5 protein-coding genes are annotated in these 26,123 nt (G+C 73.6%); all 5 read right to left on the bottom strand.

What is annotated here, in order from left to right; genetic code table 11:
* Positions 1-197 precede the first annotated feature (197 nt).
* Positions 198-1,100 carry an FG-GAP repeat domain-containing protein gene (locus AC3EUV_RS21675; protein WP_432143699.1) on the bottom strand — a complete coding sequence of 301 codons (903 nt, stop codon included), beginning with the start codon at positions 1,098-1,100 and terminating at the stop codon, positions 198-200.
* Positions 1,101-1,156: 56 nt separating this feature from the next.
* Positions 1,157-4,252 carry a non-ribosomal peptide synthetase gene (locus AC3EUV_RS21670; protein WP_435603641.1) on the bottom strand — a complete coding sequence of 1,032 codons (3,096 nt, stop codon included), beginning with the start codon at positions 4,250-4,252 and terminating at the stop codon, positions 1,157-1,159.
* Between the two features lie 36 nt (positions 4,253-4,288).
* Complete coding sequence (locus tag AC3EUV_RS21665) at positions 4,289-5,074, bottom strand: hypothetical protein (protein ID WP_435603640.1); 786 nt, start codon at positions 5,072-5,074, stop codon at positions 4,289-4,291.
* Positions 5,075-5,272: 198 nt separating this feature from the next.
* Entirely contained in the window at positions 5,273-15,073 is a 9,801-nt protein-coding gene (locus AC3EUV_RS21660) for a type I polyketide synthase (protein WP_435603647.1), read from the bottom strand.
* Between the two features lie 33 nt (positions 15,074-15,106).
* Complete coding sequence (locus AC3EUV_RS21655; RefSeq protein ID WP_435603639.1) at positions 15,107-26,122, bottom strand: type I polyketide synthase; 11,016 nt, start codon at positions 26,120-26,122, stop codon at positions 15,107-15,109.
* Position 26,123: the final 1 nt, after the last annotated feature.

Raw genomic sequence — 26,123 nt, 5'->3', positions numbered from 1 at the left:
GAAGGGGCGGTCCGGGGCCAGGGTCCGCGGTGCGTCGTCGGGCCGGACGCGGCGCAGCGCCCCGAGGGCGTGGTGGCACACCAGGTCCAGCAGCGCCCGGTCCTGCTCGGACCGGGACGACCCGTGCAACTTCTGGATCAGTGAGGGGTTTTCGTCGAGGGCATTCATACGCGGACTCCGACCGAAGGGCCTGGGGATCAGGTGAGCGTGTGGTACTCCGCGCAGTCCTGGAGGACGGCGACCGGGGGGTGGAAGGTGTTCATCGGCTTCTTCCGGTCGAACGTGCCGGAGTGCGCGTACGCCACCAGGACGCCGTCGCGCTGCCGGACGAGCAGATCGGGCTTGCCGTCCAGGTCGATATCGGTCACCGCGAGCGCGTCCTCCAGCGGGTTCCAGTCCGCGCCGAGGTTGCCGACGGTGTACCAGGTGCCCTGACCGGCTCCGTCGCCGAGGAAGCCGTCCGGTCCGGGCGGGAATTCGTAGACGCACAGATCGCCGTTGTCGCGCAGGATCAGCAGATCGAGCCGGCCGGTGCCGGTCACATCGGCCATGCCGAAGGGGAAGTCGGTGGGTTCGGTGACGGTCAGCCGCTGGGGCGTCTTGTCGAAGGTGTCGTTCTCCACCACCTCGCCGGTGTTGCGGAACCAGTCCACATGGCCGAGTTCGCTCTCCCGGCCGAAGGTGTCGTCCTTGCCGTCCCCGCTGACGTCGGCGACGCCGATGCTCTCCCAGATGCGGCCGTCGTCGCGGCGGCCGGACATCCGGACCGGCTCGCTGAGGGTGTTCAGGCCGTTGAGGCCGCCCTTGTTCTCGTAGAGGTAGACCCCGTGCGGATGCTCGGTGTTGACCGATTCCTCGCTGCCGGCGAGCACACTGGCCAGGCCGTTGCCGCGGATGTCGATGGTCCGGATGATGAGGTGCTTCTCCCAGCTGAAGTCCGTACCGATCGTCACCGGGTCGAGAAAGGTGCGGGTGCCGTCGAACTTTCCGCTGTGCGGGAAGACCAGCAGTTCACCGTTGGTGTCATGGCGAACGAGCAGATCCCGCTTCCCGTCGCCGTTGAAGGATTTGCAATGGCCGTTCATGATCATCGCCGGCATGTCTCAACTCTCCTCGGTCAGCCGTTCTTGTGCGTGCTGGCGCGGGTACCCGGGGGTCAGTCGGTACCGGGATCCACCCCGTGGGACCGCAGGAACGCGGCGAGCCCCAGGGGGGTGGGCAGTGCGAAGAACTCGGCGAGCCGGACCTCCGCTCCGAAGGACTCCTGGATCCGCTGCACCAGCAGGGCGGCGAGCAGCGAATGCCCGCCCAGGACGAAGAAGTTCGCGTCGGCGGTGACGTCCTCCCGGCCGAGCAGCTCGCGGAACAGCGTGAGCAGCGCGTCGACCAGGGCATCCTCATGGTGTTCCGCCGCCGCGCCCTGGCCGGCCGCGGCGCGGCGGGCGGTGGCCAGCCGGGTGAGGTGGGGGTAGTCCACCTTCTCGTTGGCGTTGGTGGGGAGTTCATCGGTGAGCACGAAGTCGTGCGGCACCGCGGACGAGGGCAGCTTCGCCCTGGCGTGTTCCCACAGCCGCTCGGCGAGGCCCTCGGTGGGGTGGGCCACCACGAAGGCCACCAGCACGGCGTCCGCGCTGAGATCGCCGACGGTCACCACGGCGGCATCCGTCACCTCGGGATGCTCCCGCAACACCGCCTCGATTTCGGCGAGTTCCAGGCGGTTGCCGCGGAGTTTGATCTGTCGGTCCACCCGGCCGAGCACCTCCAGTGTTCCGTTGTCCCGCCAGCGGGCCAGGTCCCCGGTGCGGTAGAAGCGCCCGTACTCGGGGTGCTCGCCGAACCGTTCGGCGGTGAGTTCCGGGCGGTCGTGGTAGCCGATCGCGACTCCGGCGCCCGCCAGGCACAGTTCGCCGTGCACGCCGAGCGGGAGTTCCCGGCCGGCCGGATCCAGGACGAAGGCGGTGGTGTTCCGCAGCGGGGTGCCGGCGTGCACCGCCCCGTCACCGGCGTCGAGCCTGCCCGCGGTGGACCAGATGGTGGTCTCGGTGGGGCCGTAGACATTGCGGACCTCAGCGACGGTCTCCAGCAGTCGCGCCGCCAGGTCGGCGGGGAGCGCCTCGCCGCCGCACAGCACCCGCCGGCCGGCCAGCTGGTCGCCCACCTGACCGAGCACCGTCCGCCAGGTGGTGGGGGTGGCCTGCACGATGCCCACCTCGTGCCGGATCAACAGGTCCCTGAGCACGCTGCCGTTCACCCGGGCCTCGTCGGGGGCGACGGCCAGCCGTCCGCCGGAGGTCAGCGGGAGGAACAGCTCCAGCGCGGAGATGTCGAAGGCGAAGGTGGTCATCCAGAGCGTGGTGTCCTCGGGGCCTGGCGCGAGCGCGTCGAGGAAGTGCCGGACGAGATTGGCCAGGTTGCCGTGCGAGACCTTGGTGCCCTTGGGGCGGCCGGTGGAACCGGAGGTGTAGATGAGATACGCGCAGGAGGCGGGGTCGGGGTCCGCGGGGAGGGCGGTGGTCCCGCCTTCCGCGGCGCGGAGACCGGCCATGTCCAGGCGCGGGGTGCCGTCGGGCAGCGTGACCGTCTCACCGGCCAGTACGGCACGGGCGCCGGAATCCGAGAGCTGGTAGGCGATCCGGTCGGCGGGATGGTCGGGGTCGACCGGCAGGTAGGCGCCGCCGGCCAGCCATACGCCCAGGGCCGCTGCGGCGAGTTCGGGCCCGCGGCGGGCGGCCACGGCGACCACATCGCCCTCGGTCACCCCGGAGGCGCTCAGCAGCACCCGGGTGTCCACGGCCGCCTGCCACAGCTCGGCGTAGGTCACGTTGCGGTCGCCGTGCGCGACGGCGACCGCGTCCGGGGCGGCGGCCGCCCGTTCGGCGACGGTGCGCAGCACGGACGGGGTCGGTGCGTCGGTGGCGGTGCGGTTGGCCGCGGCGATGACCGTACGGTCCCGCTCCGACCACGAGGACAGTTCGCCGACGGGCCGGTCCGGTTCGGCGCCGACCGCGACCAGCAGCGCGTCATAGCGCTGGAGCAGGAGTGCGACATCGGCCCGGCGGTGGGACTCGACCCCGTACAGCGCCTCGATGGTGATGCGGTCCGGCTCCGACAGGATGTCGAATTCGAGGTTCATCCGGCTGTAGCCGTTGCGGACCATCAGCGCACGGGCCGGGAGGCCGCCGATGGTCGTCGCGTCGGAAAGCCCGCCCGGCAGGTAGTTGAACATGTGCCGGAACAGCGTGGTGCTCCACGCGGAGTTGACCCGCGGGATCTCCGGCAGCAGCAGGTCCACATGCACATCGACATGGGAGACCGCCTCCAGGAACACGTCCCGGGCCTGCCGCACCAGTGCGCGGAAGCTCTGTGCCGGGTCGGTCCGGACGCGCAGCGCCAGGATGTTCACGTAGTAGCCGATGGCGCCGGCGGCCTGCTGCCCGCGGATGTCCGCGGGCGAGCCGATCACGATGTCCGGCCCGGCGCCGTGCTGGGCGAGCAGCAGATAGTAGGCGGCGAGCAGGATGACGGGTTCGGAGGCCCGCAGTTCCCTGCGCAGCCGGCGGACGACGTCCCGGGCCCCGTCGGAGAGGTCGTGCGCGACGGTGGCCCCCTTCAGGGTGGTCTCCGCGCTCCCCTGCCGGTCCATCCACAGGTCCAGCGCACCGGCGTCGAAGCCGCTCAGATGGTCGCGCCAGAACTGGAAGCTCTCCGGGCGGGGTTCGTCGGCGGCGACCGCCGCGACCGGCACGATCGCCTCGCCGGAGAGATCCTTTCCGGCGAGGACCGCGTCGTAGAGCCGGGTCAGCTCACCCATCACGATCTGCGCGGACGCCACATCGAACACCAGGTGGTGGGCCACGACGCAGAGCACATCGCCCTCGGGCGCCTCGACCTGGCAGATCCGCAGCATGGGCCGGCCGTTGAACTTGAACGGGCGGGCGGCGAGCGCGGTGAGATCGTCCGCCAGCCCGTCCGCCGTCGACCGGCTCACCTCGATGTCGACCGTGGCGTCCGCCGGGGCCAGGATCGCCTTGCGCAGCCCGGCGCCCTCGTCATGGAAGACGGTGCGCAGCACCTCGTGCTTGCGCAGGAGCCGGGCGGCGGCCTCGCGCAGGGCCGTGGTCCGCAGCCGGCCGGCCACCTGGATGGCGGCCGGGATGTTGTTCACCCCGCTGTCCGGGACCAGCTTGTCGAGCAGCCACAACGCCTCCTCTTTCTGACTGGCCCGGGAGAGGGGCGTGCTCATGGGCTGCATGCGCGAGTTCCTTTCGACGTGCTGGGGTGCGGTCGGTCAGCTCAGCAGGCCGGTGACCGTGGTGGCGACGTCGGGCGTGCGCAGCAGATCGGCGTGCTCGACGGGGAAGCGGATCTCCTTGGCCACCCGGGCGGCCCGGTCGGCTTCGGAGAGGGGGTTGAGGCCACTGGTGACGGTCGCGGAGGTCATCGCGGTCAGCGCCTTCCAGCCGGCCGTCGGATCGAGGTCGCTGCCCCGTACGAAGAAGTGCAGGAACAGGCCGAAGGTGGCGACGAATTCCTCGCTGCGCTTGGCGTCCAGGCCCACCCGCGCGAAGGCCGCGCCGCCGACCTCCCGGAAGATCTCCAGCAGCCGCTCACCGAACTTCTTGATGTCGCCCTCGTCGGTCAGTGCCTGCCCCGCGGCCTGCTGGGCGTGCGCGATCTCCTCGGGCTTGAGCAGCCCGGACATCCCCTCCATGGTGGTCAGGAAGTGGTGACAGACCACATCACGCCGCGGCAGCTCGGGGTCGAAGCCGATGAGGGCGGGCGTCTCGCCCTGGCTGCGCCCGATGCGCTCGGCCAGCGCCGCCGCGTACACCGCTCCGACGCAGTAGCCCATGACGGCCCGGACCGGCCGGCCCTCCCGGAGCACATCCGCCGCCCAGCGTTCGACGTAGTCGGCGCCGGTCATTCCGGCGTCCTCCTCCGGGGCGGGCGGGAGTGTCTCCCAGAGCGAGAATTGCGGATGGGCGAGCGCGACGAAATCCGGAAAACCTGCCTGCGGCCTTCCGGTCACCGCGAAATCGACCGCGAGTACCAGATCCTTTCCGTCCGAAGTCAACGATTTCCACGAGCCAGGAACTGCCATGTGGATTCACTCTCCGAGCTGAGCGTGTCGGTGCACGCAGCGTATGGGCCGTCCCGGAGCCGGAACACCCCTAGGGAACCCCTTAACACCCCGAACCGGCCCAGGGGGAAGGCCGGTTCGCCGGACGGGACGGGCCCGTCCGGCGAGGACCTGAACAACACCCGGGCGGTGTCAGGCGAGTTCGGATTCCAGGAACTCGACGACCGCGTTGGGGGTCGGATAATCGTAGACAAGCGCGGCGGGCAGCGACAGTCCGGTGATGCGGTTCAGTGCATTACGGAATTCGACCGCGGACAGCGAATTGAAGCCGGCATCGAGGAAATCGAGGTCGGGTTCGACCGCCGAGGCGCTTTCGTGTCCCAATGCCCGGGCCGCGACACCGCGGGCGATGTCCAGCAGGGTCTCCTGCCGGTCCGCCGCGTCCAACTCCTTCAGATAGGCCCGCAATGCTTCCGGGTCCACGTCGTCACCGGTGTCCGCCGCGGGCTCCTGGGCGGGCCGGCGCACCTCGGGCAGGGCGCGCAGCAGCGAACCGGTCCGGGTGATGGCGAGTTCCGCCCAGTCCGCCTCGGCGACCGTGACGGACTGCTCGCCGCACCCGACCGCCCGGGCGAACACGCTCTCCGGGGCGGGCGCACCGTCCCAGCAGAGCACCGTCCCGCTGAGCCCTTCGGCCCGGCGCCGGCGCACCAGCTCCTCGCGGTACGCGCCCGCCGCGGTGACCGCGGCCTGCGACGGATCGCCCCAGGTGCTCGCCGCCGGGGCGAGCAGGACGAACGCCGAGGCGTCGCGGGCGAGTTCGTGCAGATTCTCGGACTCGCGCACGGCCCGCTCCAGCACCTGGCCGAACCGGTCGACGGTGGCGGAGCCGACCGGCTGGTCCTCGGCGCCGCCGATGCCGTGCACCACGGTGCTCAGCGGATGTGCCGCGGGGATGCGGTCCAGCAGCCGGGCCACCGCCTCGTGGTCGGTGAGGGCCTCGTCGATGATGGTCACCGGGACGCCGAGGGACTCCCCCGCGAGTGCGCGGGGCACCATCAGATGCGCGGCGCCGTTGCGGGCCAGCCAGCGGGCGACCGGTGCTCCGGCGGCGCCCAGTTCACCGGCGAGCAGCACGGTGCCCGTGGGCCGCCAGGGCCGGTGGGCGGTGCCCCGGCCCGCGTGGCCCAGGCGGCGGGCGAACACCCCGGAGGGGCGCAGGGCCAGCTCGTCCTCGCCGTCGGCATCGGCCAGCAGCTGGGCCAGCCAGGCGCCTTGGCGGGCGTCCAGGGTCTCCGGGAGATCGATCAGGCCGCCCCGGTGTCCGGACCGGGCCGCGGCGACCGCCCGGCCGAGGCCCCACACCAGTGCTGGTGCCGTTCCGGCCGTGCGGCCCGTACGGGTCAGCGAGACCGCGCCCCGGGTCAGGCACCACAGCGGTGTTGCCGGCGCCGCCTCGTCGAGCGCCTGGGTCAGCGCCAGGGTTCCGGCCACGCCGGACGGGACCGAGGGGTGCTCGGGGTGCGGCTGCTCGTCCAGTGCCCACAGGGAGACCACCCCGGCGATGCCTGCGGGGAGTCCGGCGAGCAGTCCGGTCAGCCGTTCCCGGTCGGCGTCCGCGCCGGTCACGGTGAGCTGCCGCACCTCGGCGCCGTGTGCCCGCAGCGCCTCGGCGACCGACCGTGCGCAGCCCCCTTCCCGGTGCTGCTCGGGGACGAGCAGCGCCCAGGTGCCGGACAGTTCCGCCGTGGGCAGTTCGCTGACCGCGTGCCAGTCGGCCCGGTAGCGCGTGCCGTCCGCCGCGGACTCGCCGCGGCGGAGGGCGGACAGGGCCGGCAGCAGCGCGCCGATCGGCTGGTTCTCGTCGAGGTCCAGGGTGCGCAGCAGCGCGCCGAGGTCCTCCTGTTCCACCAGCTCCCAGAAGCGGGACTCGACCGGGTCCGCTGCGTCCGGGCGGCTGTCACCGGCCGGGCCGTCGGCCTCGGGCCAGTACCGCTGCCGCTGGAAGGCGTAGGTGGGCAGGGCGACCCGGCGGCCACCGCCGCACAGCGGGAGCCAGTCCACCGTGGCGCCGCGGACATGGGCACCGGCGAGGGCCTGGAGCAGCGCCTCGCCCTCCGCCCGGTCCTTGCGCAGCGCGGGCAGGAACTCCCCGCCGGGCAGGCTCTCCTGGCCCATGGCGCTGAGCACGCCGCCGGGGCCGAGTTCGAGGAAGGTATCCAGCCCCTCGGTGTGCAGCGCCTGCATGCCGTCGTGGAAGCGCACGGCCTCCCGGACGTGCCGGACCCAGTAGCCGGGGTCGCGCAGCTGGTCCGGCTCGGCGGGCCGGCCGGTCAGGTTGGAGACCACGGGGATCCGCGGTTCGGCGTAGGTCAGGCTCTCGGCGACGGTGCGGAACTCGTCCAGGACGGGGTCCATCAGGGGCGAGTGGAACGCATGGCTGACCCGGAGCTGCTTGGTGCGGTACCCCTTGTCCGCCAGGGTCGCGGCGAGTTCGGTCACCGCGGCCCCGTCGCCGGAGAGCACCACGGCCTCCGGCCCGTTCACCGCGGCGATGCTCACCTGTCCGGAGAGCAGCGGCAGCACCACGTCCTCGGGGGCCCGTACGGCGACCATCACACCGCCGGCGGGCAGGCTCTGCATGAGCCGGCCGCGGGCCGCGACCAGCTTCGCCGCGTCCGCGAGCGGCCAGACACCCGCGAGATGGGCCGCGGTGACCTCACCGATGGAGTGGCCCAGCAGGGCGTCCGGGACCACACCGAGGGATTCCACCAGCCGGAACAGCGCGACCTCGACGGCGAACAGCGCGGCCTGGGCGTACTGGGTCTGGTCCAGCAGGGCCGCCTCGGGGCTGCCCGGTTCGGCCCACACCACCTCGCGCAGCGGCCGGGGCAGCAGTGCGTCGAATGCCGCGCACACCTCGTCCCAGGCGCGGGCGAACACCGGGTAATGCGCGTGGAGTTCGCGGCCCATCCCGAGGCGCTGGGCACCCTGGCCGGTGAAGAGCACACCGATCCGGCCCTCCCCCGCGACGCCGGAGGCCACACCCGCCGGGGTCGTCCCCGCGGCCAGTGCCCGGGCGCCGGTGAGCAGTGTCTCGCGGTCCCCGACCAGGACGGCGCGGTGCCGTAGCGCGGACCGGGTCGACACCAGGGAGAAGCCCACGTCCACCGGGTCCGGGTCGCCCTCGGCGAGGGCGGCCAGCCGGCCGGCCTGGGCCCGCAGGGCCTGGGCCGAGTGCGCGGAGAGCACCCACGGCAGCACCGCGGGGGCCGGCCCGGTGGCGGCGGCGGCCGGGGTACGGGCCGCCGAGGGCTGTTCCAGGATCAGATGCGCGTTGGTGCCGCTGATCCCGAACGAGGAGACCGCGGCCCGCCTGGGCTGTCCGGTCTCCGGCCACTCGCGTGCCTCGGTGAGCAGCTCGACCGCGCCGGACTCCCAGTCCACGTGGGTGGAGGGCCGGTCCACATGCAGCGTCCGCGGCAGTACGCCGTGCTGCATGGCGAGGACCATCTTCATCACCCCGGCCACACCGGCGGCGGCCTGGGTGTGCCCGATGTTGGACTTGATCGAGCCGAGCCACATCGGGTGGTCCTCGGGCCGGTCCTGCCCGTAGGTGGCCAGCAGGGCCTGTGCCTCGATGGGGTCACCGAGGGTGGTGCCCGTGCCGTGTGCCTCCACCGCGTCGATCTGGTCGGCGTTCAGACGGGCGTTGGCCAGGGCCTGGCGGATCAGCCGCTGCTGGGACGGGCCGTTCGGCGCGGTCATCCCGTTGGAGGCGCCGTCCTGGTTCACCGCCGAACCCCGCACCACGGCGAGCACCGGGTGCCCGTTGCGCACCGCGTCGGACAGCCGCTCGACGAGCAGGACGCCCGCGCCCTCGGCCCAGCCGGCGCCGTCGGCGGCGTCCGCGAAGGACTTGCACCGGCCGTCCGGGGCGAGCCCGCGCTGCCGGGAGAAGTCGATGAAGGTGCCCGGCGTCGCCATCACCGACACCCCGCCGGCCAGGGCGAGGGAGCACTCTCCCTGCCGCAGGGCCTGTACCGCGAGATGCAGGGCGACCAGCGAGGACGAACAGGCCGTGTCCACGGTGACCGCGGGGCCCTCCAGGCCGAAGGTGTAGGAGATCCGGCCGGAGACGGCGCCGCCGGCGACGCCGACGCCCACATAGCCGTCGAGCTGTTCGGACGCGGCGGTCAGCATGCCGTAGTCGTTGTACATCACCCCGGCGAACACACCGGTGCCACTGCCCTTGAGCGCCGCCGGGTCGATCCCGGCGCGCTCGAAGGTCTCCCAGGAGGTCTCCAGCAGCAGCCGCTGCTGCGGGTCCATCGCCAGGGCCTCCTTCGGGCTGATCCCGAAGAAGCCGGCGTCGAACCGCGCCGCGTCGTAGAGGAATCCGCCCTCGGTGCAGTAGCTGGTGCCCGGGTGGTCCGGGTCCGGGTCGAAGAGGCGCTCCATGTCCCAGCCCCGGTCCGCGGGGAAGGCGGAGACCGCGTCCGTGCCGCTGGTCAGCAGCTGCCACAGCTTCTCCGGTGAGTCGACGCCACCGGGGTAGCGGCAGCTCATCCCGATGATGGCGACCGGCTCATCGGCGCGGACGGCGGCGGGTGCACCGGCCGTGGTGCCGGCGGCCGCGCCGAGCAGTTCGTCCCGGACGAACCCGGCGAGCTCCAGCGGGGTCGGATAGTCGAACACCAGGGTCGCGGGCAGCCGGAGGCCGACCGCCGCGCCGAGCCGGTTGCGGAGTTCGACCGCGGTCAGCGAGTCGAAGCCGATCTCCTTGAACGGCCGGGAGGATTCCACGGCGTGCGGACCGGCGTAGCCGAGCACGGCCGCGACCTGGGCGCGGACCAGATCGAGCAGGGTGCGGTCCCGTTCCGCGGCGGACATCCCGGTCAGCCGCTCGCGCAGTTCGGAGGTGGCGGCGGCACCGCTGTCCACCTGCCGCCGGCCGGGCATCCGGACCAGGCCGCGCAGCAGCTCGGGCACCATCCCGGAACCGGCCTGCTGCCGCAGTGCGGCGAGGTCGAGCCGCGCGGGGACCAGCAGCGCGTCCCCCGCGGCGCGTGCCGCGTCGAACAGGGCGACGCCCTGCGCCGTGGACAGTCCGGTCATGCCGGAGCGGGACATCCGGGCGAGCGCGGCCTCGTCCAGCGTCTCGGTCAGACCGCTCGTCTCCGTCCAGCGGCCCCATGCCAGGGAGAGCGCGGGCAGCCCGGTGGCGCGCCGGTGTGCGGCGAGGGCGTCGACGAAGGCGTTGGCGGCGGCGTAGTTCGCCTGCCCGGAGCCGCCGAGGACACCGGCGGCGGAGGAGAACACCACGAAGGCCGCCAGGTCGAGGTCCCGGGTCAGCTCGTGCAGATGCCAGGCGGCGTCCACCTTGGGCCGCATCACCGCGTCCAGACGCTCCTGGTCCAGCGACTCCAGCACCCCGTCGTCCAGGGTGCCGGCGGCGCTGATCACGCCGGTCAGCGGACGGTCCTCGGGGATGGCGGCGAGCAGTTCGCGCAGCGCCGTACGGTCGGCCGCGTCGCAGGCGGCGATCTCCACTTCGGCGCCGAGTTCCCGCAGTGCGGCCGTCAGTTCGGCCGCGCCCTTGGCCGCGCTGCCGCTGCGGCTGGTCAGCAGGAGGTGCCGGACGCCGTGCTCGGTCACCAGATGACGGGCGAACAGCGCGCCCAGGGTTCCGGTGCCGCCGGTGATCAGTACGGTGCCGCCGGGGGTGAACTCGGGTGCGGGGTCGGCGGATACGGCCATCCTGGCCAGCCGCGGCAGCCGGATCTCACCGGCCCGCAGGGCGAGCTGGTCCGCGCCGAGGGCCAGCGCGGCGGGCAGGGCACGGGCAGAGGTCTCCAGCCCGTCGGAGTCCAGGAGGACGAACCGGCCGGGGTGTTCGGACTGGGCGGTGCGCAGCAGGCCCCAGACCGGGGCGTGCACCAGATCCGTGAGGTCCGCCCCGGGCCCGGCGGCCACCGCGCCCTGGGTGACAATCACCAGCCGGGCGTCGGCGAACCGCTCCTCGGCCAGCCATTCCTGGGCGAGTCCGAGCAGCCGGCCGGTCGCCTCCCGTACCGCCGCGGTGACCTCGGGTGCCTCCGGCGAGGCGCAGGAGAGGAGCACGACGTCGGGCACCGGCGCACCGGCGTCCATGGCGCGGCGCAGCGCGGCCAGTTCCGGGTACTCGTCGACCCGGGAGCCGGCCGCTTCGAGTGCCGCACGGTGGTCCGGCGCGGCCGCGCCCAGCAGGGCGACGGTGGCGGCCGGGAGGTCCGCCGGGACCGGCGCCGGGGTCCAGTCGACCCGGAAGAGGGCTTCGTGGAAGGTGGGGCCGGTCCCGTCGAGCGTGCCGGAGGTGAGCTGACGCAGCATCAGGGAGGCCACCGAGGCGACCGGGGCGCCGGTGGCGTCCGCGACGGTCACCGAGAGCGCGTTCGCGCCCGTCGGGGACAGGCGCACCCGCACCGTGCCGGCGCCCGCGGCGTGCAGCCGCACCCCGGACCAGGCGAACGGCAGCCACGGCCGGTCCCCGTTCCCGTCCTCGACGAACCCGCCGAGGGCGAGCGGGTGCAGGGCCGCGTCCAGCAGCGCGGGATGCAGTCCGAACGCGGCGCCCTCGTCCTCGGCCGCCTCGGGCAGCGCGACCTCGGCGAACAGCTCGCTGCCGCGTCGCCACACCGCGCGCAGGCCCCGGAACACCGGGCCGTAGGACAGGCCGGTGCCCTCGAACCGTTCGTAGAGCCCGTCGCAGTCGACGGGTTCGGCCCCCTCGGGCGGCCAGGACTCCGCGCGCGGACCGGCGGAGCCCGCGCCGGGGGCGAGCGTGCCGGTGGCGTGTGTGGTCCAGGGCTCCTCGTCGGGTGCGTCCTCCGGCCGGGAGCGCACGCTCAGCTCACGGCGGCCGGCGTCGTCGGGCCCGCCGACGGCGAGCTGGAGCCGGATGCCGCCCCGGTCCGGCAGTACCAGCGGGGCCGCGAGGGTGAGTTCCTCCAGGACCTCGCAGCCGACCTCGTCACCGGCGCGCACGGCCAGTTCCACGAACGCGGTGCCGGGCAGGACCGCCCGTCCGGCGACCACATGGTCGGCCAGCCAGGCGTGGGTGGACAGCGACAGCCGCCCGGTGAACAGCACTCCTTCGTCGTCGGCCAGGGTCACCACGGCGCCGAGCAGCGGGTGGCCGGCGGCGCTCAGCCCGAAGCCGGCGGCGTCACCGGTCGCGGTCATCGTGCCCTTCGGCCAGTACCGCTGCCGCTCGAAGGCGTAGGTCGGCAAGGTGACCGTGCCGTCCGCGGCCCCGCCGAACACGGCGGCCCAGTCCGGGCTCTGCCCGTGGGCATGCACCTGCCCGAGCGAGGTGAGGAACCGGGCCACGCCGCCCTCGTCGCGCCGCAGCGAACCGGTGACCAGCGCGGACTTGCCGGTGGCCTCGATGGTGTCCTGCACGCCGAGCGCGAGGACGGGGTGCGCGCTGACCTCGATCAGGGTGCCGTAGCCGGCGTCGAGCAGACCGCGGACGGCCGGCTCGAACAGGACGGTCTGCCGCAGACTGCGGTACCAGTAGTCCGCGTCCATGGTCGTGGTGTCCAGCCAGTCCCCGGTGAGCGTGGAGTACACCGGGATATCGGCGGCCCGCGGACGGACCGGGGCGAGCACCTCCAGCAGCCGTTCCCGGATCTGCTCCACCTGTGCCGAGTGCGAGGCGTAGTCCACCTCGATCCGGCGGGCGCGCACCCCGTCGGCCGCGCAGCCGTCCAGCAGCTCTTGCAGGGCCTGCGGTTCACCGGAGACGACCACCGAGCCCGGCCCGTTGACCGCGGCGACGGACAGCCGCTCGCCCCAGGCCCGCAGCCGCTCCCCGGCCTGGTCCAGCGACAGCGGAACGGACACCATGCCGCCGTGCCCGGCCAGTTCGATCAGGGTCTTGCTGCGCAGGGCGACCACCCGGGCCGCGTCCTCCAGGGACAGCGCCCCGGCCACACAGGCGGCCGCGATCTCGCCCTGGCTGTGCCCGACCACGGCGGACGGGGTGATGCCGCAGGACTGCCACAGCGCGGCCAGGGAGACCATCACCGCCCAGAGCGCGGGCTGCACCACGTCCACCCGGTCGAAGCCCGGGGCGCCCTCCGCGCCCCGCAGTACGTCGGTCAGCGACCAGTCGGTGAACGCCGACAGCGCGGTCTCGCACTCCCGTATCCGGTCGGCGAACACCGGGGCGGAGTCGAGCAGTTCCACGGCCATGCCGGCCCACTGCGATCCCTGGCCGGGGAAGAGGAAGGCGGCCTTGCCCCGGCTGCCGGTGATGCCTTCCACCAGGTTTCCGGCGGGTTCACCGTGTTCCAGCGCGGTCAGCCCGCCGAGCAGCTCCGCGCGGTCCGCGCCGACCACGACCGCCCGGTGTTCCAGGGCGGCCCGGGTGGTGGCCAGGGAGTATCCGACGGTGGCCGGGTCCAGCTCCGGCCGGTCCGCCACGAAGGCCCGCAGCTGTGCGGCCTGTGCCCGCAGCGCCCCGGCGGTCGCACCGGACAGGATCCAGGGCACGGTGCCGGTGGCGGCCAGGCCCGGGGTCCGGGCCGGGGCCTCCTCGGCGGCCGGGGGGCCGGCCTCCGCGTCGGGGGCCTCCTCCAGAATCAGGTGCACATTGGTGCCGCTGATGCCGAACGAGGACACCCCGGCGCGCCGCGGATGGTCGGCGCTCTCCCACGGCTTGGCCTCGGTGAGCAGTTCCACCGCGCCGGACTCCCAGTCCACATGCGGGGTGGGCGCGTCCACGTGCAGGGTCTTCGGCAGCACCCGGTGGCGCAGGGCCATCACCATCTTGATCACACCGGCGATACCGGCGGCCTGCTGGGCGTGCCCGATGTTGGACTTGACCGAGCCGAGCCACAGCGGCCGTTCCCCGGTCCGTGCCTTGCCGTACGTGGCGAGCAGCGCCTGTGCCTCGATGGGGTCACCGAGGGTGGTGCCGGTGCCGTGCGCCTCGACCGCGTCGACCTGGGCCGCGGTGATGCCCGCGTTCTCCAGGGCCCGGCGGATCACCCGTATCTGGGAGGGGCCGTTGGGCGCGGTCAGACCGTTCGAGGCGCCGTCCTGGTTCACCGCGGAACCGCGCAGCACCGCGAGCACCGGATGCCCGTTGCGCAGGGCGTCGGAGAGCCGCTCGACGAGCACCACCCCGACGCCCTCCGCCCAGCCGGTGCCGTCGGCCCCGGCCGCGAACGCCTTGCAGCGGCCGTCCGGGGACAGTCCGCGCTGCCGGGAGAAGCTGGTGAACACCCCCGGGGTGCCCATCACCGTGACCCCGCCGGCCAGGGCCAGGGAGCACTCCCCCTGCCGCAGCGCCTGGGCCGCCATGTGCAGGGCGACCAGCGAGGACGAGCAGGCGGTGTCCACGGTCACCGCGGGGCCCTCGAAGCCGAAGGAGTACGAGACCCGGCCGGACAGCACGCTGCTGGCCACACCGGTCATCGTGTAGCCCTCGGACGCGTCCGGGAGCTGCTGGATCACCGGGACGTACTCGGCGCCGCTGGCACCGAAGAAGACCCCGGTATCGCTGCCCCGCGCGCTGGTCGGGTCGATCCGCGCGTCTTCGAAGGCCGCCCAGGCGGCTTCCAGGACCACCCGCTGCTGGGGGTCCATCGCGAGCGCCTCGCGCGGGCTGATGCCGAAGAACGCGGCGTCGAAGTCGATCGCGTCGTAGACGAAGCCGCCCTGCTTGACATAGCTCTTGCCGGATTTCTCCGGGTCGGCGTCGTACAGCTCGTCGGTGTCCCAGCCGCGGTCGGCGGGGAAGTCGGAGATCGGGTCCGCACCGGCGGCGACCAGATCCCAGAGCTGCTCCGGGGTAGCGGCCCCCGGGTAGCGGCAGTTCATGCCGATGATCGCGAGCGGCTGCCGGCCCTTCTCCTCGGCCTCGCGCAGGCGCTGCCGGGTGTCGTGCAGATCAGCCGCGACCCGCTTGAGATAGTCGACCAGCTTCTCTTCATCCGCCATCAGGCGCGCCTTCCTTGTCGGTCTCCGGCTTGCGCATCAGGAGAGTCCGAGTTCGTCGTTGATGAACGCGAAGACCTCGTCGGTGCTCGCCGCTTGGAGCCTGTCCTTGACATCGGTCGGGCCGGCCGTGGACCGCCGGTCCTCCCACGCTTTGGTGAGGGCCTTCAGCCGGCCGGCGATGGAGGCTCCGGCGCCCTCGTCCGGGGACAGCCCGGCAAGGGCGCTCTCCAGCCGTTCGAGTTCGCCGAGCACCACGGCGGCCGGATCGGCGGCCTCGGGGGCCAGCGTCTCCTTGAGGTGCGCCGCCAGCACTTCCGCGTTGGGGTAGTCGAAGACCAGCGTGGCGGGCAGCCGGAGGCCGGCGGCCCCGTTCAGCCGGTTGCGGAACTCGACCGCGGTCAGCGAGTCGAAGCCCATCTCGTTGAACGCCCGGCCCGGTTCCACCGCGGCCGGCGAGCCGTGGCCGAGGACGGCCGCGGCCTGTTCCCGGACGAAGTCCAGCAGCACGCCGTCGATCTCCTCGGCGGTCAGACCGGTCAGCCGCTGGGCGAAGTCGTCCGCCGAGCGGGTGGCGGCCGCCACCGTCCGCCGGGCCGGGGCCCGCACCAGCCCGCGCAGCAGTGGGGGTACGGCCTCGGCGGGGGCGCCGCGGAACACCGAGACGTCCAGCCGGGCCGGCAGCATCGCCGGTTCGTCGGCCCGCAGTGCCGCGTCGAAGAGCGTCATGCCCTCTTCGGTGGACAGCGGGGGCATTCCGGCCCGGCTCATACGCCGGACATCGGCCTCGCCGAGGTGCCGGGTGATACCGCTGGTCTCCGTCCACAGGCCCCAGGCCAGCGCGGTGCCGGGCAGGCCGTTGGCCCGCCGGTGGGCGGCCAGCGCGTCCAGGAACACATTCGCCGCCGCGTAGTTGCCCTGCCCGGCGCCGCCGAAGGTGCCGGCCGCGGCGGAGTACAGGACGAAGGCGGCGAGATCCTGGCCGGCGGTGAGCTCGTGCAGATTCACCGCGGCGTCCACCTTGGGCCGCAGCACCGTGTCGAGCCGTTCCGGGGTCAGCGAGCCGATCACCCCGTCGTCCAGGACTCCGGCGGTGTGCACCACCGCGGTCAGCGGACGGTCGGCGGGGATGCCGGCGAGCAGTTCCCGCAGCGCCGGGCGGTCGGCCGCGTCGCAGGCGGCGATCTCCACCTCGGCGCCGAGTGCGCGCAGTTCGCTCTCCAGCTCCGCTGCGCCGTCCGCCGACCGGCCGGTGCGGCTGGTCAACAGCAGGTGCCGGACGCCGTGTTCGCGCACCAGGCGCCGGGCGGCCAGTCCGCCGAGGGTGCCGGTGCCGCCGGTGACGAGGACCGTGCCCCCTTCGTCGAGGGTCTCCGGCATGGTCAGCACGATCTTGCCGGTGTGCCGGGCCTTGGCGAGGTACCGGAAGGCGTCCGGGGCCCGCCGGACGTCCCAGGTGGTGACCGGGATCGGCCGCAGCGCACCGGAGTCGAGCAGGCGCACCACCTCCCGCAGCACCTCGCCGACCCGCTGCGGACCGGCGCCGATCATCAGGTCGAAGGCCTGGTACTCCACACCGGGGTAGGCGGCCGCGACCTCCTCGGGGGTGCGCACATCGGTCTTGCCCATTTCCAGGAAGCGGCCGCCGCGGGGCAGCAGACGCAGCGAGGCGTCCACGAACTCGCGGGCCAGCGCGTCCAGGACGACGTCCATCCCGCGGCCGCCGGTGGTGCGGCGGAACTTCTCCTCGAAGTCCAGGTCGCGGGAGGAGGCGAGGTGCTCCTCGTCCAGACCGCTCGCGCGCAGGGTGTCCCACTTTCCGGCGCTGGCCGTGCCGAAGACCTCCGCGCCGAGGTGCCGGGCGAGCTGTACGGCGGCCATGCCGACGCCGCCGGCCGCGTTGTGCACCAGCACCGACTCCCCGGCCTGGAGTCCGCCGAGTTCCACCAGACCGTAGTAGGCGGTGGAAAAGACGATCGGCACCGAGGCGGCCCGGACGTAGGACCAGTCGTCGGGGATCCGCGCCAGCATGCGGCCATCGGTGATGGCCACCGGCCCGAACGCCCCGGCGAACATGCCGATCACGCGGTCGCCGGGGGCGAAGTCGGTGACCTCGGGGCCGACTTCGAGGACCACACCGGCGGCCTCGATGCCCATGGCCGCCTTCTCCGGGTACATCCCGAGCGCGATCATGACGTCGCGGAAGTTCAGCCCGGCCGCCCGCACCCCGATCCGGACCTCGCCGGGAACCAGAGCGCGGTCCGCGTCCGAGGGCACCAGCGCGAGGTTGTCGAATGTTCCGGCGCTGGTGATGTCCAGCTTCCAGGCCGGGCCCCGGACCGGTGGCACCAGCGTGCCGCCGGAGGCCAGCGACGCCAGCCGCGGGGTCAGCAACTCGCCTTCACGCATGGCCAGTTGGGTTTCACCGGAGCCGAGCGCCGCGGCGAGCAGCTCCGGGCCGCCCAAGCCGTCCGAGTCGATCAGGACGATCCGCTCCGGGTTCTCCGACTGCGCGGACCGCAGCAGGCCCCAGACCGGGGCCGCGGCGAGATCCGCGATGCCCTCATCGGCGTGTGTCGCGACCGCGCCGCGGGTGACCACGGCCAGTGTGGTGTTCTCCAGACGCTCGTCGGCCAGCCACTCCCGCACCAGCTCCAGCATCCGGCCGGTCAACGCCCGTATCTCACGGGGCAGTTCGTCGGCATCGGTGTCGCCGGCGCACGGGACGAGTACCACCACCGGCGCCGGGGTGCCGGTGTCGAGCGCGGCGGTCAGCGCGGCCAGGCCGGCGTACCGAACGGCCGTCTCCGGTGCCCCGTCGAGTGCTCCGAGGGTCGCCCAGGCCGTGGTGTCGGCGGGTTCGGCGGCGACCGCGGGCCAGTCGATCCGGTACAGCGAGTCGGGCAGGGACGGTGCCGTGACCGTGGCGGCCGGGTCCTGACTGCGCAGGACCAGGGACTCCACGGTGGCGACCGGGGTGTTCGTCCCGTCCGCGGCGGCCACCGAGACGGCGTCCGTCCCGGCCGGTGCGATCCGCACCCGCAAGGTGGCGGCGCCGGCCGCGTGCAGCGTCAGACCGCTCCAGGCGAACGGGAGCCGTGCGCCCCCTTCACCGTCGAAGAAGGAGCCCAGCCCGGCCGCGTGCAGCGCGGCGTCCAGCAGGGCGGGATGCAGCCCGAAGGAGCCGGCGTCCTCGGCCGCCTCCTCGGGCAGGGCGACCTCGGCGAAGACCTCCTCGCCGCGCCGCCAGGCGGCCCGCAGGCCCTGGAAGACCGGGCCGTAGTTCATGCCTGCCTCGGCCAGGTGCGGGTAGTAGTCCGCGGTGTCGACGGGCTCGGCGCCGGCCGGGGGCCAGGCGGTTTCGGCGTAGCCGCCGGGGGCGCCGGCGGGGGCCAGGACACCGGTGGCGTGCCGGGTCCAGTCCTGCTCGGCGGCGGCCGAATCCGGCTGGGAGTGCACGCTCAGCGAGCGGCGGCCGTCCTCGTCCGCGGCGCCGACCACGACCTGGAGCCGGACCGCGCCCCGCTCGGGCAGCGCCAGCGGCGCCGCCAGCGTCAGCTCCTCCAGCAGACCGCAGCCGACCTCGTCACCGGCCCGTATCGCCATTTCGACGAACGCGGTGCCGGGCAGCAGGACCAGGTCGCCGATGGCGTGGTCGGCGAGCCAGGGGTGGCTGTGGGTGCCGATCCGCCCGGTGAACAGGACCTCGTCGGAGCCGGCCACCGCGACGGCGGCGCCGAGCAGCGGATGACCGGCGGCGCCCAGTCCGGCGGCGGTGACGTCACCGGCCGTGCCGGACGGCCGCGGCCAGTAGCGCTCGCCCTGGAAGGCGTAGGTGGGCAGGTCCACCCGCCGCGCACCGCGTCCGGAGAAGAAGGCCGTCCAGTCGGCCGGGACGCCCCGCAGCCGCAGCCGGGCCAGCGCGGTCACCGCGGCCCCGTCCTCGGCGCGGTCCCGGCGCAGCGTCGGCACCAGCACGGTGTCCTCGCCGGTCACACACTCCTGGCCCATCCCGGACAGCACGCCGTCCGGGCCGACTTCGAGGAAGGTCCGCACCCCGGCGGCCTCCAGGGCGCGCACCCCGTCGCAGAACCGCACCGCACCGCGGACATGGCCGACCCAGTAGTCCGGCGAGCACGCCTCCTCCGCGGTGAGCGGCCGGCCGGTCACGTTGGACACGATCTCCATGCGTGGTGCCCGGAAGGTCAGCCCGGCCACGGTCTGCCGGAAGGCGTCCAGCATCGGTTCCATCAGCGGGGAGTGGAAGGCATGGCTGACCGCCAGCCGCTTGGTGGTGACCCCCGCGGCGGCGAGGGTTTCCGCGACCTCCAGTACGGCCTTCTCCGCTCCGGAGATGACCACGGAGGCGGGGCCGTTCACGGCCGCGATACCGACCTCGTGCTCACGCCCGGCGAGCAGCGCGGTGACCTCGTCCTCGGTGGTGCGGACCGACACCATCGCGCCCTCGGCGGGCAGTTCCTGCATCAGCCGGCCGCGCGCGGCGACCAGGGCGCAGGCGTCCGGCAGCGACCACACCCCGGCCACATGGGCCGCGACCACTTCACCGATGGAGTGGCCGACCAGCCGGTCGGGGCGGACGCCCCAGGACTCCAGCAGCCGGTACAGGGCGACCTCGACCGCGAACAGGGCGGCCTGGGTGTACTGGGTCCGGTCCAGTAACGCGGCGTCCGGGGAACCGGGTTCGGCCCAGACGATCTCGCGGAGCGGACGGGGCAGCCACCGGTCCAGTTCGGCGGCGGCCTCGTCGAAGGCCCGCGCGAAGACCGGGTAGCGACGGTGCAGTCCGGCGCCCATGCCGGCCCGCTGGGCGCCCTGGCCGGTGAACATCACCGCGAGCGCACCGGTGGTGGCCGTGCCGGTCACCACCTCGGCCCCGGCGGCACCGGAGGCGAGCGCCGCCAGGCCGCGCCGGAGGTCGTCAAGGTCCGTGCCGATCACCGCGGCCCGGTGCTCGAAGGCCGTCCGGGAGGTGAGCAGCGACCAGGCGAGGTCGCCGGGCGCGGTGTCCGGGGCGTCCGTGAGGTGCTCCGCGAGCCGTGCGGCCTGATCGGCCAGTGCCTGCGGCGTCTTGCCGGAGAGCACCCACGGCAGCGGTCCGTCCGCCACCGCGTCGTCCACGGGGGGCACCGGAAGGTCCGGGGCCTGCTCCAGGATCAGATGGGCGTTGGTGCCGCTGAAGCCGAAGGAGGACACCCCGGCGCGCCGGGGCCGGTCCAGTTCGGGCCAGGCCCGGGCCGCGGTCACCAGTTCCACCGCGCCGCTGGACCAGTCCACATGGGTCGAGGGCGCGTCCACATGCAGGGTCTGCGGCAGCAGCCCGTGCCGCATGGCGAGCACCATCTTGATCACGCCGGCGACCCCGGCGGCGGCCTGCGTGTGCCCGATGTTCGACTTCACCGAACCGAGCCACAGCGGCCGGTCCCCGTCACGCTCCGCCCCGTACGTGCTGAGCAGCGCCTGCGCCTCGATGGGGTCGCCGAGGCGAGTGCCGGTGCCGTGCGCCTCCACGGCGTCCACCTCGGACGCCTGGAGACCGGCGGCGGCGAGGGCCTGCCGGATCACCCGGGCCTGGGAGGGCCCGTTGGGCGCGGTCAGGCCGTTGGAGGCACCGTCCTGGTTGATCGCGGAGCCCCGGACCACGGCGAGCACCGGATGGCCGTTGCGCACCGCGTCGGAGAGCCGCTCGACGAGCAGGACACCGACGCCCTCACCCCAGTTGGTGCCGTCGGCGCCCTCGGCGAAGGCCTTGCACTTGCCGTCGGGGGCGAGGCCGCGCAGTCGGCTGAACTCGATGAAGGAACCGGGGGTGGTCATCAGCGTCACCCCGCCGGCCAGGGCCAGCGAGCACTCCCCCGACCGCAGTGCGGCGGCCGCGAGATGCAGCGCCACCAGTGAGGAGGAGCAGGCGCTGTCGATGGTCATCGTGGGGCCTTCGAGGCCGAGGGCGTAGGCGACCCGGCCGGACATCACGCTGTAGCTGGTGCCGGTGCCCAGGAATCCGTCGGGTCCCTGTCCGGCGCCGGCCAGGACGCTCATGTAGTCGTTGCCGTTGGCGCCGACGAACACGCCGGTGTCGGTGCCGTGCACGGTCGCCGGGTCGATCCCGGCGGTCTCGATGGCCTCCCAGGCGACTTCGAGCAGCAGCCGCTGCTGCGGGTCCATCGAGATCGCCTCCCGCGGGCTGATCTCGAAGAAGCCGGCATCGAATTCGGCCAGGCCGTCGATGAAGCCGCCGTGCCGCACATAGCTGGCGCCGGCCTGGTCGGGGTCGCTGTCGTACATCCCCTCGGTGTCCCAGCCCCGGTCGGCGGGGAACGGGGTGATCCCGTCCCGCCCCTCGGCCAGGAGCTGCCACAGCTGCTCCGGGGTGCGGACCCCGCCGGGCAGCCGGCAGCCCATGCCGACGATGGCGATCGGTTCGTCGGACGCCGCGACGGCCGGAGTGGCCGACGGGGTGCCGGCGGAGTCCGTGATCTCGTCCCGCAGATGGCGGACGAGGACCGCCGGGGTCGGATAGTCGAAGATCATCGTGGCGGGCAGGGTCAGCCCCGACGCGGTGGTGAGCCGGTTGCGGAACTCCACCGCGCTCAGCGAGTCGAAGCCCAGATCCTTGAACGCCCGTGCCGGATCGACGAGTTCGGGACTGTCGTAGCCGAGGACGTCCGCTATCTGGGTGCGGACGAAGTCCAGCAGCGCCTTGTCCCGGTCGGCGTCGGTCAGCCCGGCGAGTTCCCTGCGCAGCGCCGAATCGGCGACCGCCGGGCCGTCACCCCCGCTCAGCAGACCGCGTGCCTCGGGCACTCCGGCGAACAGCGGGCTCGGCCGGACGAAGGTGAAACCGGGGATGAACCGGTCCCAGTCGACATCGGCGACGGTCAGACAGGTCTCGTCCTGGCCGAGCGCCGCGGCCAGCGCGCTGATGGCCAGCTCCGGCGCCATCGCGGGCAGTCCGCGCTGCCGGAGCTGGTCCTGTACGGCGGCGTCCTCCGCGAGGCCGCCCCCGCCCCAGGGTGCCCAGGCCACCGAGGTGGCGGTGAGTCCGCGGGCCCGGCGCTGTTCGGCGAGGGCATCGAGGTAGGCGTTGGCCGCGCCGTAACCGGCCTGGCCGCCGCTGCCCCAGACCCCGGCGACGGAGGAGAACAGCACAAACGCGTCCAGCTGCCGGTCGCCGAGGAGGGCGTCCAGGTGGGCCGCACCGGCGACCTTGGAGGCGAGGACCCCGTCGAGGTCCGCCTCGCCGAGCTCGGTGACCGGGACGACCGGCCCGCCGATGCCGGCGATGTGCAGCACCGCGGAGGGGGGTTCGGGCAGGCCGTCGAGCAGCCGGGCGAGGCTTTCGCGGTCGGCCACGTCGCAGGCGGCGAGGGTGACCTCGGCGCCCAGCGCGGTGAGTTCCGCGGCGAGTTCGGTGCTGCCGGGGGCGTCCGGGCCGCGGCGGCTGGTGAGCACCAGGTGCCCGGCCCCGTTGGCGGCGAGCCAGCGGGCGCACGCGGCGCCGAGCGCGCCGGTGCCGCCGGTGATCAGTACGGTGCCACGGGGCTTCCAGGGCGCGGCGTCCCGGTCGAGGCGGGCGCGGACCAGCCGGCGGGCGAACACCCCGGCCGGCCGGATCGCGAGCTGGTCCTCGTCTCCGCCGCCGCTGAGGACGGCACAGAGCCGGGCCGCCGCGGTCCGGTCCAGTTCCGCGGGCAGGTCGATGAGTCCGCCCCAGCGGTCGGACTGTTCCAGGGCGACGGTCCGGCCGAGCCCCCATACCTGGGCGAGTGCCGGCTCCCGCAGCGGGTCCGCCGCGCCGGTCGACACCGCCCCGCTGGTGACACACCACAGGGGCGCGCCGATACCCGCGTCGCCCAGGGCCTGTACCAGGGCCGGCGCCTCGGTGACGGTCAGCCGGGCCAGCACTCCGGCGATCTCACCGTCGAGTTCCGCCAAGGCGGCGGCGAGTTCCTCACGGCTGCCGCCGAGGGCGAACGGGACCACATGGGCGCCGTGCGCGGTGAGTGCCTCCGCGAGACGGTCGTCCTCGTCCGGTCCGGCGAGGAGCCAGGTGCCGGTGAGCGCGGCGGCGCCGGCCGGAACCGGCTTCCAGGAGATCCGGTAGGCCCACTTGTCCACCGTGGACTCGTGCTCCTGACGCCGGCGCCAGGCGGACAGCGCCGGCAGGATCGCGCCGAGCGGCTGGTCCTCGTCCAGCTCCAGGGTGTGCAGCAGTTCGGGGAGGTTCTCGCGGGCGACCAGGTCCCAGAACCGGGCGTCGTCCGCGGCGGCCGGACGGTCCGGCTCGCCGGTGACGGCCGCTTCGTCCAGCCAGTACCGCCGCCGCTGGAACGGGTAGGTGGGCAGCTCGACCCGCCGGGCTCCGGTGAGCAGCGGGTTCCAGTCCACGGTGGCGCCACGGGCGTACGCCCCGCCCACCGCCTCCAGCAGCGCGACGGGTTCGGTGCGGTTCTCGCGCAGGGCGGGCAGGAACCGGACGGTGTCGTGACCGGGCAGACAGTCCTGGCCCATGGCGGAGAGCACCCCGCCGGGCCCGAGTTCGAGGAAGGTGGTCACCCCTTCGGCGTGCCCGGCGAGCAGGCCGTCATGGAAGCGCACCGCCTCGCGGACGTGCCGCACCCAGTACTCGGGGTCGCACAGCTCCTGGGCGGTGGCGAGCCGTCCGGTCACGTTGGACACCACGGGCATCCGGGGCTCGGCGTAGGTGAGGCCCTTCGCGACCGCGCGGAAGGCGTCGAGCATGGGTTCCATCAGCGGCGAGTGGAAGGCATGGCTGACCCGCAGCCGCTTCACCTTGCGGCCGCGCGCCGACAGTTCCGCGGCGATCCGGCCGACCGCGTCCTCGGCGCCGGACAGCACCACGGACCCGGGCCCGTTGACGGCGGCGAGACCGACCTGGTCCTCGCCCGCCAGCAGGGGGCGGACCTCGTCCTCGGTGGCCCGTACGGACACCATGGCGCCGCCGGACGGGAGTTCCTGCATCAGCCGGCCACGGGCCGCCACCAGGGTGGCGGCGTCCTTCAGCGACCAGACTCCGGCCACATGGGCGGCGGTGACCTCACCGATGGAGTGGCCCATCAGGAGGTCCGGCGCCAGGCCCCAGGATTCGGTGAGCCGGTACAGCGCGACCTCGAGGGCGAACAGGGCGGCCTGGGTGTACTGCGTCTGGTCGAGGAGATCGTCGGTGCCGTGCACGACCTCGCGCAGCGGCTTCGGCAGCCGGCCGTCGAATGCGGCACAGACCTCGTCGAAGGCGCGGGCGAACACCGGGTACGTCGCATGCAGTTCCCGGCCCATTCCGGGCCGTTGGGAGCCCTGCCCGGTGAACAGCACGCCGAGCTTGCCGTCGGTGACGACATCGGCGACCACTCCGGCCGGGCGGCGTCCGGCGGCCAGCCCCCGGGCGGCGGACAGCAGTCCGTCCCGGTCGGCACCGAGGACCACCGCGCGGTGTTCCAGCGCGGAGCGGGTGTTGACCAGCGACCAGCCGATGTCCCCCGGCGTGGTCTCCGGCCGGTCCCCGGCGAACGACGCGACTTGGCCGGCCTGGGCGGCGAGCGCCTCTTCGGAACGGGCGGACAACACCCAGGGCACCGGCCCGGCGGTCGGCACCGGCTCCGCAGCGGACCCGGCCTCGGCGTCGGTCCCGTCGACTGCCACCGCTTCGGCCTGCTCCAGCACCACATGCGCATTGGTGCCGCTGAACCCGAAGGAGGACACCGCGGCCCGCCGGGGCTGCCCGGTCCGCGGCCACTCCCGCGCCTCGGTGAGCAGCTCCACCGCGCCCGCGGTCCAGTCCACATGAGTGGAGGGCCGGTCCACGTGCAGCGTCTTGGGCAGCACGCCGTGCCGCATGGCCAGCACCATCTTCATGATGCCGGCGACCCCGGCGGCGGCCTGGGTGTGCCCGAGGTTCGACTTGACCGAGCCGAGCCACAGCGGCCGCTCCCGGTCCTGTCCGTACGACGCCAGCAGCGCCTGCGCCTCGATCGGGTCACCGAGGGTGGTACCGGTGCCATGTGCCTCGACCGCGTCGATCTGGCCGGGGGCCAGTCCCGCGTTGACCAGGGCCTGTTCGATGACCCGTTGCTGGGCGGGGCCGTTCGGGGCGCTCAGCCCGTTCGAGGCGCCGTCGGAGTTCACCGCGGTACCGCGCACCACGGCCAGCACCGGGTGTCCGTTCCGCCGGGCGTCGGAGAGCTTCTCCACCAGCAGCACACCGGCGCCCTCGGCCCAGCCGGTGCCGTCGGCCGCGTCCGCGAAGGACTTGCACCGGCCGTCCGCGGCCAGCCCGCGCTGCCGGGAGAACTCGATGAAGGTCCACGGGGTGGCCATCACGGTCACCCCGCCGACCAGGGCCAGCGAACAGTCGCCCTTACGGAGGGCGTGCCCGGCCAGATGCAGCGCCACCAGCGACGACGAGCACGCGGTGTCCACGGTGATCGCGGGACCCTCGAAGCCGAAGTTGTAGGCGACCCGGCCGGAGAGCGCGGACCCGGAACTCGTGCTGCCGAAGTAGTCGTGGTACATGAGCCCGGCGAACACCCCGGTCCGGCTGCCGCGCAGGCTCGCCGGATCGATCCCGGCCCGCTCCAGGGCCTCCCAGGACGTCTCCAGCAGCAGCCGCTGCTGCGGGTCCACCGCGGGCGCGTCCTTGGGGCTGATCCCGAAGAAGGCGGGGTCGAAGTCGGCCGCCTCGTGCAGGAAGCCGCCCTCCTTCGCATACGACGTGCCCTCGGCCCGGCCCGTCGGGTCGTACAGACCCTCCGTGTCCCAGCCGCGGTCCACGGGGAACTCGCTGATTCCCTCGCCACCGGAGTCGAGCAGCCGCCACAGCTCCTCGGGCGAGGTCACCCCGCCCGGGTAGCGGCAGCTCATCCCGACGATGGCGAGCGGTTCATGGCTCTTCTCCTGGGCGTCCTGAAGGCGTTGACGCGTCTCGTAGAGATCGGCCGTCATCCGCTTGAGGTACTCGCGGAGCTTCTCCTCATTCGCCATCTGCTGCGGCCCTCCAGGTGACGCCCGCGACGTGTGCACG

It is taken from the genome of Streptomyces sp. bgisy130, assembly GCF_057708345.1.
The sequence above is the reverse complement of the archived record's forward strand: the minus strand, read 5'-3'. Positions and strand labels throughout refer to the sequence as shown.